Origin of the sequence: Glutamicibacter sp. MCAF14 (assembly GCF_052114325.1) — a bacterium.
In the GTDB taxonomy this organism is placed as follows: Bacteria; Actinomycetota; Actinomycetes; order Actinomycetales; family Micrococcaceae; genus Glutamicibacter; species Glutamicibacter arilaitensis.
The window spans coordinates 464131-477090 of record NZ_JBFREO010000002.1 but is presented as its reverse complement, the minus strand read 5'-3'; the positions used below and the strand labels follow the sequence as shown (position 1 = coordinate 477090).

Annotated in this window: 11 protein-coding genes; 1 reads left to right on the top strand and 10 read right to left on the bottom strand. The window is 60.6% G+C overall.

Going from position 1 to position 12960, the window contains the following annotated elements:
• Positions 1-85 precede the first annotated feature (85 nt).
• The 10 genes from AB4Y71_RS04850 to AB4Y71_RS04805 all read right to left on the bottom strand — a co-directional run bounded on the left by AB4Y71_RS04850 (position 86) and on the right by AB4Y71_RS04805 (position 12369).
• Entirely contained in the window at positions 86-874 is a 789-nt protein-coding gene (locus AB4Y71_RS04850) for a ComF family protein (RefSeq protein ID WP_441718330.1), read from the bottom strand.
• A gap of 69 nt (positions 875-943) precedes the next feature.
• Positions 944-2647, bottom strand: coding sequence for an LpqB family beta-propeller domain-containing protein (locus AB4Y71_RS04845; RefSeq protein ID WP_134779863.1), 1704 nt, complete (start codon positions 2645-2647; stop codon positions 944-946).
• The gene (gene mtrB, locus AB4Y71_RS04840) at positions 2647-4467 is read right to left on the bottom strand and encodes an MtrAB system histidine kinase MtrB (protein ID WP_441718326.1); all 1821 of its coding nucleotides are present in this window, start codon (positions 4465-4467) and stop codon (positions 2647-2649) included. Before mtrB ends, AB4Y71_RS04845 begins: the two co-directional genes overlap by 1 nt.
• Positions 4464-5144 (bottom strand): MtrAB system response regulator MtrA, encoded by a 681-nt coding sequence (gene mtrA, locus AB4Y71_RS04835; RefSeq protein ID WP_102597441.1) that lies wholly within the window; start codon positions 5142-5144, stop codon positions 4464-4466. The genes mtrB and mtrA overlap by 4 nt, the downstream gene beginning before the upstream one ends.
• A 135-nt stretch (positions 5145-5279) precedes the next feature.
• Positions 5280-6344, bottom strand: coding sequence for a hypothetical protein (locus tag AB4Y71_RS04830; protein ID WP_441718323.1), 1065 nt, complete (start codon positions 6342-6344; stop codon positions 5280-5282).
• Entirely contained in the window at positions 6337-6708 is a 372-nt protein-coding gene (locus AB4Y71_RS04825) for a chorismate mutase (RefSeq protein WP_013349447.1), read from the bottom strand. Before AB4Y71_RS04825 ends, AB4Y71_RS04830 begins: the two co-directional genes overlap by 8 nt.
• Positions 6709-6819: 111 nt before the next feature.
• The gene (locus tag AB4Y71_RS04820; RefSeq protein ID WP_441718320.1) at positions 6820-8511 is read right to left on the bottom strand and encodes a dipeptide ABC transporter ATP-binding protein; all 1692 of its coding nucleotides are present in this window, start codon (positions 8509-8511) and stop codon (positions 6820-6822) included.
• Positions 8508-9494 (bottom strand): ABC transporter permease, encoded by a 987-nt coding sequence (locus AB4Y71_RS04815; protein ID WP_013349449.1) that lies wholly within the window; start codon positions 9492-9494, stop codon positions 8508-8510. The genes AB4Y71_RS04820 and AB4Y71_RS04815 overlap by 4 nt, the downstream gene beginning before the upstream one ends.
• A 2-nt stretch (positions 9495-9496) precedes the next feature.
• Entirely contained in the window at positions 9497-10588 is a 1092-nt protein-coding gene (locus AB4Y71_RS04810) for an ABC transporter permease (RefSeq protein ID WP_013349450.1), read from the bottom strand.
• A gap of 146 nt (positions 10589-10734) precedes the next feature.
• The gene (locus AB4Y71_RS04805) at positions 10735-12369 is read right to left on the bottom strand and encodes an ABC transporter substrate-binding protein (protein ID WP_441718317.1); all 1635 of its coding nucleotides are present in this window, start codon (positions 12367-12369) and stop codon (positions 10735-10737) included.
• 228 nt (positions 12370-12597) lie between these two features.
• On the opposite strand from AB4Y71_RS04805, the gene AB4Y71_RS04800 reads away from it, so the two are divergent.
• The gene (locus AB4Y71_RS04800) at positions 12598-12957 is read left to right on the top strand and encodes a hypothetical protein (protein ID WP_013349452.1); all 360 of its coding nucleotides are present in this window, start codon (positions 12598-12600) and stop codon (positions 12955-12957) included.
• Positions 12958-12960 lie beyond the last annotated feature (3 nt).

The window sequence follows — 12960 nt, the reverse complement described above, 5'->3', positions numbered from 1 at the left end:
GTGATGCATCCCATACTTCACCTTATGCCACCGTGGCCAAGATTCAAGTATCTGGGTTCACATTTTCCGATCGCGGTCAGCGTAATCACTGTTCAGGGTCGGTATTCGGGGGTCTGGTCAAAGCCAGGACCACCGCGCTGGTGACGTCATATCCTGCCTCAATACATGCCATCGCCGCATGCCTCAAGGTGGAACCGGTGGTGAGAACGTCATCAACCAGAATCACCGGCTGGCCTTTGACCGTGGCCGGCTCGGCAACAAAATGGGTCTGGCCGCCACGCCGGTCTGAACCGCTCTTGGTTTTCTGCGCCCCACCCAGCGCATATCCGAACCGGTAGTGCAGCAAACTGCGGCATTCAAGATCAGCCCTGAATAACCCGCTTTCCACACCGCGATCCAGCATGGTCTTCACCGGCCAGTACCCGCGTTGTCCCACTGCCTTGAGCGAGCTTGGCATCGGCACCACCAAGGTGGGCAGGTTCTCCCGCTGCGGCACGCACCCGGCATTCAGTGCCGCAGCAAGATAAGGGGCAAAGACCGACCCTAGGAAGTATCGTTGCTTGTTCTTGAATGCCAGCAGCGCACGAGCCAACTCCTTGCCGTAGGCCCCGCAGGCACTCACGGCCAGCTGCCGGCTTAGCGCTGGGAGTTCAACGTACAGGTGATGGGAATCCGGCAAAGGGGGCAGGTGCAGCTGGTGTTGGACTTCGCTGCGGCATTCGGGACAGAGCCGGAAGTCCGCCCGCCCGCAGACCGCGCAGCTGGCCGGAAGAATGAAGTTGGCAACTTCCCTGGCGCCAAATCCAATCCAGCGCATGCAGCGCTGATGGCACAGCTCATCAGCCAGCCACATGCACTCGTCGAGAAATCCCATAGCTCCAGACTCGTTGATTAGTCCGGAGCAGCACGGTGCCCGCGAGCGAGCTGTGGAGCATTGTGCTGGTTAGCCCGGGTAGGCCACGTCCTGGGCGAAGTCATCGAGTTCATGCCAGGAGTTGCCGACTCGGGTGTACAGCTTTTCGTTGGTTTCCGCATAGACTTCACGGCGGTTGCCCACACCCGTTGCGATGCCCACCATTCCCAACAGCAGCTGCAGGTGCTCGCTGCCGCCTTCAAAGGTAATCTGGGCCGCTTCAACGGCCTTGTCATTGCCCAGCTCGGCAACGATGATCGAGCTGTCCGAATCCCACAGGGCGGTATTCACTGGAACTTCTGGATAGATCTTCATCGGCGAATCGGTAAGTCCTCGCGGCACGCCCTCGGCATCACGGATCACTCCGGCCACGTACACCGACGATTCCTTGCCCTTGGTCGCCACGATTAAGGCCCTCGCGCCGTCGCGTGAGATCCGCAGGGAATCAATCTGCGCGTCTTCCAGCCAGGCGACATCGATCGGGCGCGCTTCGCCCTTCATTTCGGTGTCGGCCGGAACCGCACGTATTGGCGTAGTAGCCCCGTTATCTGCTGTCCAGGTCCACCCGGCCAGATCCATCGAAGGCTGGATCAGTTCTCGGCCTTCCAAGGACAGGCTCAGTTCGCCCTTGTCGTCGATGCCCCACAGCTGGGTGCGTTTCCCGTTCAGGAAGGCATAGCGGTTGCCGACCGGAGACATGGCGGGGTCGCGCGGGTTGTAACCGGAAATATCAGGTACGCCGCCCACCGGGATGATTGACAGTCCCTTGACGTAGACCAGGTACTGATCCGAGATGCCAATCAGCGTGTCCTGGGTGCTCGGGTTGATCTTGGCCGGCTCGATATTCGTGTCCTCTGAAGAGAGGTTCACTTCATTATCTTCACGCAGCAGCTTCACCTTGTCCACCGGGGCCAGGGTGGTCAGCGTCGCTTCAAGCTGCTGTTTCATCAGCGAGATGCCGCGGTCGGTGGCATCGGCGAAGGAATCGGAGTTCAGGTCAATAGTTGCTTCGCCATCGCGCACCGGTACCGCAGAACGCACCAATTCGCTGGCCGTTGAGAATGCCGAGACCACCGCGTTTTGCAGGTAGGGCGCAGGTCCGTCCAGCAGCGCTTCTACCATCGAGGTGGTGGTGCCGGATCCCGAGGTGAACCAACGGACATCCGGGACCAGGTAGGCGAAGCTCGCATCGTAGAAGTACAGGGTCTGCGCAGCGAAGATCCTGGTGAAGGTCGAAGCTTCGAGCATGGTGCCGTCCGGAGCCTTGGTGATCCGCCATTCGCCTTGGACCTTGGAGACTTCAACATCTACGGCTCGGGTGGAGTGATCCGGGTAGTTGGTGCGCACGCCCTGCTCGTTGACTTCCCCGGTGATTTCAAGCTGGATCGTGTATCGGTTCGCGTTGGCCCCATTGACCACGTTGAAGGCGTCATAGATCAGGGTTTGGGTATCGCCGCGCCAGGTCTTCCCCAGCTGCGCGTTCATGTATTCGCGGGCGACTGCGTAGTCTTCGGAAACCGAGCGTCCGGCCTCGACGAATCCTTCGACGATGGCTCGGGCATCAGCGCCTTCGGCTGGCCCTTCGGCCGCATAGCTGTAGCTTTCGGCACCGCCGTCATCGGTTTCGGCTTCGATCTGCTGGACCGTGGAAGTTCTGGGAATCGAGGCGCATCCGGACAGGGCCAGCATCGCGCAGAGAATTATTGCGAGGCTGGAAAAGATCTTATCCTTCATCAGCTCTCCCCTTCTTTCTTCCGTTCGCCGCTTCCCAGGCTTGGGTCGGTGACATCGTCATCGGGCGATGCCTCATCCAAGTCCAGGTCGAGAATCAGCGGGGTATAGCCGATCTTGGGGACTTCACCAGTGAGCGGGAAGCTGTCGCCCAAGACGACGCTCGCCAGGCTTTCAGGAACCGATGGGTCAAGCGGAAGCGGCGAGGAAACAATTTCTTGCTCTTCGCTGCGCGGCAGGGTCAAACGGAAGACCGAACCCACGCCCGGCTTGCCCCACGCTTCCAAACGGCCATCGTGCAACCGGGTGTCTTCCATTGAAATGGACAGGCCCAAGCCGGAACCGCCGGTGGTTCGCGCACGCGCCGGGTCGGCGCGCCAGAAACGGTCGAAGACGTGCCGGCAGGCTTCTTCGGACATGCCGATGCCGTAGTCGCGCACCGTGATGGCCACGGCGTTCTGATTGGACCCGATAGTGATATCGATCGGCTTGCTTTCGCCATGCTCCACAGCGTTGAGCACCAGGTTGCGAATGACGCGCTCCACACGGCGGGGGTCCACTTCCGCTACGCAGCCGTCGCTGGGAGCGTTCAGCCGGATCATCGAACCGTATTCGTCAGCCACCGGGGTGGCGATATCGATGACCTTGCGGGCAATGACGTTCAGGTCTGTTGATTCCCTGTCGAGTACTGCAACGCCGGCATCGAAGCGCGATACTTCCAGCAGGTCATTGAGCAGGTGCTGGAAACGCTCAATTTGGTTGTACATCAGCTCAGCGGAGCGTGCGGTCAGCGGGTCGAAATTTTCGCGCGCATCGTGAATCACTTCCGCCGCCATGCGTACGGTGGTCAGCGGGGTGCGCAATTCGTGGGAGACATCTGAAACGAATCGCTGCTGCATTGCGGAGAGGTTGTTCAAGGCGGTGATCTGTTCTTGCAAGGAGTGCGCCATATGGTTGAAAGCCGAGCCCAAGCGGGCCACTTCATCCTTGCCGGCCACCTTCATGCGGCGATCCAGGTCCCCTGAGGCAATGCGTTCGGAAACGTAGGCGGCGTCGGCTACCGGGCGGACCACGGTTCGGGCCACCGACCAGGCTACGAAGCCTACGACCAGCAGCAGGATCAGGCCAGTGAAAGCCATCGCGCGGTTAATGAATTCGAGGGTGTCCTGGACGCTGGACAGGTCATAGACCAGGTACAGGCCATATTCTCGTCCGGGCGGGATCAGCACCTTGGTGCCCACGATCAGCCCGGGCTGGGTTGCATCCTCGGCGCCCAGTTCGATGGAACGCCAATAGATCCCCTGATCCCCTGCAACGCGCTCCGAAAGATCGGCAGGGATCGCTCGGGTGGTCAGGGAGCCAGAAGCCATCGGGCCGACATACAGGGACTGGTCACCGGCAATGGGCATCAGCACGAAGTCGCGAACCACTGTCGCGCCATCGCCTTCCAACGCAGACAGGGTGGAGTTCACCAGCGCCTGGGTGGAGGCGCGGTCAGTGGTGGACGCTGATTCAAGAATGGAGCGGGCCTGGGACAGGCCGCGTTCTGATTCCTTGGAGATCTGGTTGACACGCTCGTCAAAGAGCGTCGAGGAAATCTGGTTGGAGAGGAAGGCACCGGCGGCAACCAAGGCGAGCGCGGTGAACAGCAGCGTCGAGATGACGGTACGGAACAGCAGGTGCCGTTGCCAGCGCAGTCTGCCGGTGCTCCACGGATGCTTGATCCATTGCTCGATTTTGCTCCACCGCGCAGATTTGGCCTGCGAGCGGGCATGCACATCGACCGGAACCAATTCTGCACCGGTCGACGTGTGCGGGCTCAACTTGCCGAACCAGCCTTGTAGCCCACACCGCGCACGGTCTGGATGATCTGTGGTTTCTCCGGATCAATCTCGATCTTGGAGCGCAGACGCTGCACGTGTACGTTGACCAGTCGGGTATCTGCCGCGTGGCGGTAACCCCAGACTGCTTCAAGCAGTTGCTCGCGGCTGAAGACCTGCCATGGCTTGCGTGCCATGGTGACCAGAAGGTCGAATTCCAGCGGCGTCAGTGAAACCACATCGGTTCCGCGGGTCACCCGGTGGCCGGCCACATCGATGGTCACTTCGCCTACCTGCAAGGTTTCGGCGGCGTGGGTTTCGTTTGGACGCAGGCGGGCACGCACGCGGGCTACGAGTTCGGCTGGCTTGAAAGGCTTTGGCACGTAGTCATCGGCACCTGATTCCAGGCCGCGGACCACGTCAGCGGTGTCCGACTTGGCGGTGAGCATCACGACCGGGACATCTGATTCAGCGCGGATCAGCTTGCAGACTTCAATCCCATCGATGCCCGGAAGCATCAGGTCAAGGAGCACCAGATCTGGGTTCGACTCACGGAATGCTTCCAGAGCACCGGAACCCTCATAGCAAAATGAGGTATCGAAACCATCATTTTGCAAGACGATGCCAATCATTTCTGACAACGCTTCGTCATCATCAACGACTAAAATCCGTGCCTTCATCCCATGTCCCCCTGAAACCGTAGGTCGAGGTTTCAACCAACTGGCTAAACCGGGTAGATCAGCTACCCCACTATTCCTAAGATACATGATCAACTGCCCTTTTCGGGCTGTGACCGGCATGAATCAGGCAGTTAGCTACGCATCAACTCTTGTCTGCTCCAACGCTTGGGCATAACTGGCTAGATGCTGGAGGGTTCCGATCGCCTGCGTCGAGGTGCAAGTGGAGAAATCTCCACGCGGCATCAGGGTTAGCGCACCAAGCTGTTCCAGTCCCAAACCCAGCTGGCGCCAGGGGCGGAGAATGGTTTTAACCGCTTGAACCACGCCCGGTGCCCGTGCTCCAGGGGCAAGCGCCTGCAAGAAGACCCGGCCTCCGCTTTCAACCAGCCCGGCGATCCGTTCCCATTTGGCGTTGGTCATGCCTTCAGGATCAATCACCAATGCGTCGGCTCCGGCCTGGTGCAAGATCTCCACCCGTTCAATCCAGCGCTCATCTCCGGTAGGCAGGTTCAGCAACGAGGTGAACTGGCGATCCGGGTCCTGGCCGGAAAGCACTTCGAGGAACTGCGCATAGGAGCTGCGCACTTCAGCGCGTGGAATCGAACGCAGGGTTCGGTAACCGCTGGCGGTGCTCACCGTGCCATCAAGCACTGCTCCGAACAAGGGGTCATCGAGCTGGAGCGTGAAGTCGCGCAGCGAGGTAATGCGGGCCAGCCGCTGAAGATGCTCGCTGATGCCGTGGGCGTAAGACTCGATGATGTCGCGGCGGGCCCCATGGTCGCTGATAACCCGTTCACCGTTGGCAAGGTACAAGCTGGCGGCCAGGGTCCATGGACCCAGCACGCTCAGCTTGAGCCGCTGTGCAGGTTTCGACTCGGCGCCGAGCACGTCTGCGAGCAGGTTCTCGTCGCTGCGCAGAATGCTGCGGGCCCGGCGGGCGTCAATTCCGTCAGGGGTGCCAACGCGCCAGCCGTGCGGCTGCAGGTCGAACCCGAGCTCCGCAAGCATGGTGGCGCTGCGTCCTACCGCATCGGCTCCCACGCCGCGATCGGGCAGCTGCGGGAAAACTGCGAGATTCGGCTCGCCTAATTCACCGCGCACCACCTCGTGGATGGCCATCGGGTCGGTGCCCGGAAACTGGCAGAACGCGGTGGCGTACACATCCTGGCGGAGAACTGCTTGGTTCTCTTGGTTAAGCATTGTTATGCGAGTCAGAAATGTTCTGGTGGTGGCGGATGACTTCAGAGATCACGAAATTCAAGAACTTTTCAGCGAATTCCGGATCAAGGTGCGCTTCATGAGCCAGGGCGCGCAAACGCTCGATCTGCGCCTTCTCGCGATTGGGATCGCTTGGCGGCAGCTGGTGCATGGCTTTCAGATGACCTACGCGCTGGGTCGCCTTGAAGCGTTCAGCCAATAGGAAGACCAGTTGGGCATCGAAGTTGTCGATGCTGCCGCGGATGGCATACAGCTCTTCGAGGACTTCATTTTGGACCTCGCCCTGCAACGAGCTGGCGTGCGGGTCGAATGACTGGGCGCTCTCAGCGTTCTTCGGCTCGTTCATATTCACCAGTTTACGGGTTCATCAGTCGTATTACCCACAAAGTGACATGCCCCGGGCACGGTGTTTCCACCATGTCCGGGGCATGCGCCGACTTCGCTGATCCGCCGCCTGCTAGGAAGCGTTCAGCTGTTCAATGAGTTTTCGGCGCTGTGCCTGCTCCCGCGGGTCTGGGACCGGCAGCGAGGCGATCAGCCGCTGGGTGTACTCATGCTGCGGGTTGGCCAGAACCTTCGAGCCAAGGCCTTCCTCCAGCAGCTGGCCGCGGAACAGCACGCCCACCCAGGTTGCCAGCTGGTCCACTACAGCCAAGTCGTGCGAGACGAAAAGGGCTGCGAAGCCCAGCTCGACCTGCAGTTCGCGGAACAGCTCCAGTACCTTGGCCTGGACCGAGACATCCAGCGCACTGGTTGGCTCATCGGCAATCAGCAGCTTTGGATCCAGGGCCAGTGCACGGGCCAGCGAGGCACGCTGGCGCTGTCCGCCGGAGAGCTCATGCGGGTACCGGTTGGAGAAGCCTGCTGGAAGCTGAACAGCTTCAAGCAGTTCGCCGACCTTCGCACGGTTCTGCACCGGGTTCAAGTCCCGGTGCACCTGAAGCGGCTCGGCCACGCATTCGCCCACGGTCAGGTGCGGGTTGAAGCTGGCAGCCGGGTCCTGGAAGACAAAGCCGATCTGCTCGCGCAGCGGCTTGAAGGTGCGTTCCTTGAACTGAGCCATTTCATAGCCCAGTACCTTCAACGAACCACCGGTGATGCGGTTCAACCCGGCGATGCTGCGGCCAATGGTGGTTTTGCCCGAACCGGACTCCCCCACCAGGCCGTAGACTTCGCCGGCATGGATTTTCAGGTCCACCTCATTGACCGCGGTGAAGCCGGCTGCACCCATGCGCACGGGGAAGTGCACCTTCAGCCCCTGTGCTTCAACCAGCACCGGCGCGTCCTGGTTAGGCCGTTCCACCAGACCGGCCGAGGCGCTTTCGCGGCCCAGGTGCGGCACGGCGGCAAGCAGGGACTTGGTGTAGTCCTCTTGCGGGTATTCGAAGAGCTCGATGGCTGGCGCCTGCTCCACGATCTGCCCCTGGTTCATCACGATCACCCGGTCGGCAATATCGGCAACCACGCCCATATTGTGGGTGATGATGACAATGGCGGTGCCCAGCTCATCGCGCAGATCGCGCAGCAGCTGGAGGATTTCGGCCTGCACCGTGACATCCAGTGCGGTGGTAGGCTCATCGGCCACGATCAGCTCCGGCTTCAAAGCCAGCGCGGCGGCGATGACCACGCGCTGCTTCTGTCCGCCGGAGAACTGGTGCGGGTAGTAATCCACGCGGGCTTCAGGATCCGGGATGCCGACCTGGCGCATCGCTTCGATGGCCCGGGCCTTGGCGTCCTTCTTGGAGATCTTGTTGTGCGCGCGGATGCCCTCCATGATCTGCCAGCCCACGGTGTAGACCGGGTTCAAAGCGGTGGAAGGCTCCTGGAAGACCATCGCCACGTCGCGGCCGCGGGTTGCGCGCAGTTCATGTCCGCGCAAGGTGAGCATGTTCTTGCCGTTGAGGTACACCCCGCCGCGCGAGGCACCGTTCTCGGCAAGGATGCCCAGTGCGGTACGTGCGGTAACGGACTTGCCGGACCCGGACTCGCCCACAATTGCCAGGATCTCTCCGGCCTTCACGGACAGGTCCACACCGCGCACTGCCGGCACGGCGCCGGCGTCGGTGACGAAGTCGATATTCAGGTCTTCAATGCGCAAGACCTCAGGGGCTGCAGCTGCCTCGGAGTTGAGGATAGGACTGTTGGTCACTGGCTTGCTCCTACCTTTCCGGACTGGGTGATGCGCTTGGCCTTCTTGCGGCTGAATCGGCGCAGGCGCGGGTCATTGAGGTCATTCATGGACTCGCCGACCAGGGTCAGGCCCATTACGGTGAGCACGATAGCCAGACCTGGGAACAGGCCGGTCCACCAGATGCCGCTGGTGGCATCGGACATGGCGCGGTTCAGGTCATAACCCCACTCCGAGGCACTGGTCGGTTCGATGCCGAAGCCCAGGAAGCCCAGGCCCGCAAGGGTCAGCAAGGCTTCGGTGGCGTTCAGCGTGAAGATCAGCGGCAGGGTTCGGGTGGCGTTGCGCAGCAGGTGGGCGAACATCACCCGCCATGGGCTGGCGCCGATGACCTGGGCGGATTCCACGAAAGGTTCAGCCTTCAGGCGCATCACTTCGGCACGCACCACGCGGAAGTACTGCGGGATGAACACCACGGTGATGGAGATGGCCGCGGCCATCACGCCGCCGAAGAGCGAGGACTGGCCCTGGGAAATCACAATGGACATCACGATGGCCAGCAACAGCGATGGGAAAGCGTAGATCGCATCGGCAAGGACCACCATGATGCGGTCGAACCAGCCACCGAGGTAGCCGGAGATCAAGCCCAGCAGCACGCCCAGGAAGAGGGACATGACCACAGCGGCGAGGATGACCCAGATGGCAGTCTGCGCACCGAACAGGGTGCGGGAGAATACGTCGTAGCCGGTAGCGGTGGTACCCCAGATGAATTTGGCATCCGGGGCTGCTTGGCGTGGGAAGTCTCCGGAAGCATCCGAGGACTGCGCGAAATCAAAGGGCGCGATCAGCGGGGCGAAGATGGCGGCGATCAAGAACACGCCGGAGAGCACCAGGCCTGCGATGAGCATGCCGCGCTGCAGTCCCGAGGACATCTTCAAGTGCGAGATCACCGGAAGGCGGTTGATCCACGACTTGTTCGAGGTGGGCAGTGTTGGTGTACTCATGATTAGTACCTGACTCTCGGGTCGATCAAGGCGGCCAGCACGTCAACGATGAAGTTGGTGATGGCAACGATAATGGCCAGAAGCACCACGATGCCCTGCACGGCCACGAAGTCGCGGGCGGTGAGGTACTCGGCGAGCTTGAAGCCCAGGCCGGCCCATTCGAAGGTGGTTTCGGTCAGCACCGCGCCGCCTAGCAGCATGGCGATCTGCAGGCCCATCACGGTGATGATCGGAATCAGCGCCGGACGGTAGGCATGCTTGGTGGTCAGGCGGAATTCGCTGACGCCGCGCGAACGGCCGGCTTCCACATATTCGCGGCCCAGGGTGCCAATTGCATTGGTACGCACCAGGCGCAGGAACACGCCGCCGGTGAGCAGGCCCAAGGCCAGGGCAGGGAGGATGGCGTGCTCGGTGACGTTCCAGAACGCTTCCATATTGCCGCTGCGCAGTGCGTCCAGCCAGTAGATGCCCGATGGGCTTTGCAAGCCGGTCAGCGCCAGTTCGGTTTGCCAATCGGCGCGGCCGCTGATTGGCAGCCAGCCCAGCCAGACGCCGAAGACGAGCTTGAGCAGCAGGCCGGCGAAGAATACCGGGGTGGCGTAGGAAAGGATGGCCAGAATGCGCAAGATGGCATCCGGGTAGCGGTCGCGGAACTTCGCGGCAACCAGGCCCAGCGGGATGCCGACGATCAGCGCGACCAGTACGGCGTTGATGGCCAGCTCCACCGTTGCTGCACCGTAGGTGGTCAGCACCTCGGTCACCGCGCGGTTATCGCTCAGCGTGCGTCCCAGGTCTCCGGTGAAGACCTGGCCCAGGTATTCGAGGTACTGGATCAGGATCGGCCGGTCATAGCCGGCTTCATGGATGCGCTGCGCCAGTTGATCCGGGGTGAGGCGTCCGCCCATGGCTGCGGTGATCGGGTCGCCGGTCACGCGCATTAGGAAGAAGACCACTGTGATGAGGATGAAAACAGTGGGAATGATCAGCAAGAATCGGGTAATCAAGTAGCGGAGGAATCCCCCGCCATTTTGCTTTGCTGGTTTGGGTGTTGCTAGCGGGCTGGCTTCTTGGCCCGGTGGCGACGTGATAGTCATCGTCAGTCCTTATAGTTCAGGATGCGTGGCGATGCGCCGTCTTGTGGTTTTCAATGACGGCGCATGCCAAGGGGATCCGCCTGGCGCGCCATGGCTGGCGCGCGGCAGATCCCCTCAGGTTCAGTGTCTGCGAGGCTGGAGCAGGATTACTTGCTCAGCACACCGAGACGGAACTTGAACGAAGCGTCCAAGGTCTTGTCAACGTCCTTGATGTCCTTGCCTGCAACAGCGACCTGGGCACCCTGCAGCAGCGGCAGCGTGGACAGATCCTTGGCTACCATGGTCTGCAGTTCTTCGATGGCCTTGGTGCGCTCGGCAACGTCGGTCATGCCGCGCTGGTCGGAGATCAGCTTGTCGACTTCAGGGTTGTCGTAGTGGTTCGACAGGAAGTTGTCCTTGGCGAAGAACGGCGACAGGTAGTTGTCGGCATCGGAGTAGTCCGGGAACCAACCCAGCTGGTAGGCCGGGTAGTCAGTGACGCGCTGCTTCTGATAGGTGACCCACTCGGTCGACTTCAGGTCGACTTCGAACAGGCCATCGGCTTCAAGTTGCTTTTCAACCAGTGCGTATTCGTCGCCCGAGTTCGGTCCGTAGTGATCCGGGTTGTACTGCAAGGCCAGCTTGACCGGGGTCTTCACGCCTGCGTCTTCCAAGGTCTTCTTGGCCTTGGCTGCATCTGGCTTGCTGTCGGTGCCGTACATGTCCTTCAGGGGTTCGATAGCGCCGGTGAAGCCCTGCGGTACGTACGAGTACGCCGGGGTGTAGGTGTCCTTGTAGACGTTCTTCGCGATGGCTTCGCGGTCTACCAGGTGGGCTGCGGCCTGGCGTACGGCCAGCGACTTGGCTTCATCAGCGTCATCGGTCTTGGCACCGTATGGCATGGTGTCGAAGTTGAAGACGATGTAGCGCAGCTCGCCGCCTGGGCCCTTGTGGACTGCCAGGTTATCGTTCTTGCCCAGGTCCTCGATGTCGGTCGGGGTCAGCGAACGCCATGCGACGTCGATCTTGCCTTCCTGGACTTCGAGCTTCAGGTTGTTGGCGTCCTTGTAGTACTTGATCGCAGCCTTGTCGTTGGCTGGAGCACCGAGCACGCCTTGGTAGGCGTCGTTGGCGCTGAAGGAGATCAGGTTGTTCTTGTTGTACGAGTCGATGACATACTGGCCGCCGAAGGCCTTGGCATCAACGATCTTCTGATCATCCATGAGCTCGTCAGCAGAGAAGACTTCATCATCCACGATTGGGCCGACCGGGGAGGTGAGCACCTGTGGGAAGGTCTGGTCGTTGGCGACCTTGAGCGTGAAGACCACGGTGGTGGCATCCGGGGCTTCGATGGACTCGACGTTGCCCAGCAAGGAGGATGGACCGTTCGGGTCAGCAATCTTCAGCTGGCGATCGAAGGTGAACTTCACATCCTTGGAATCCAGGTCGTGGCCGTTAGCCCACTTCAGGCCTTCCTTCAACTTGACCGTGTATTCGGTTGGGCTGGTGAATTCTGCCGACTCGGCAAGGCTCATCGATGGGTCTGGGCTGCCGGGCTCGGAATTGAGCAGGAATGGGTAGATCTGGTTCATGACCATGAATGAACCATTATCGTAGGATCCAGCTGGATCCAGGGAGGTCACCTTGTCGGTGGTTCCCAAGGTGATTGGGGCGCTGGCTTCACCGTTGCTGCCGCCATCTTCGTTGCCACTGTCTGCCGCCTGGGTGCAACCGGTCAGTGCCAGGGCAGAGATACCCACAACGGCTGCTGCGAGTCGCAGTCCGTTCTTCTTACGAGTCATGAGTCATCCTTCTTCTAGGTACATGCATGGATGGTGATGATTAACACATGCTTCAGACAGCCTAGGTGATGCAGCGCACAAACGACGAATGGAATTAGCGTTGATTGGCAAAATCTGTGGCCTGGACCCCCGCTTTTTGTGCTTCAGCCCATAGCCTTTCTAACTCAAGCGTGAGATGCGTTGGCATTCCTTCCGGCAGGCAAGCGCGGTGGCATAAGCTAGATGTCAATGATGACTCGTAGAGACGCAGCAATCGCGTTGGATATCCCAGTAGAAATGGCCAAGCGCCACGGCATCCCCTCAAAAATGAGCGAAGCCGAGTTCCGTGAGCTGAATACCAATCCCCCAGCATGGTTGGAACAGTCGCGCGCAAACCGCACCGGAAAACGCCCCGTGTGGATTCATCTGGTTTGCGAAGTCTGCGGCTTCAGCGAATACGAGCGTCCCAAGAAGTGGTGGCCCACCTTCGATTTCGTGCACTGCCACAGCCACTCCCCGGCGCAGCTTCCGAAGCTGGAAAAGGGCAAGACCCGCGTGGAGTACCAGGATATTTCTGCACATATGTTCGGCATTGTCGACGAAGCCTAGAGG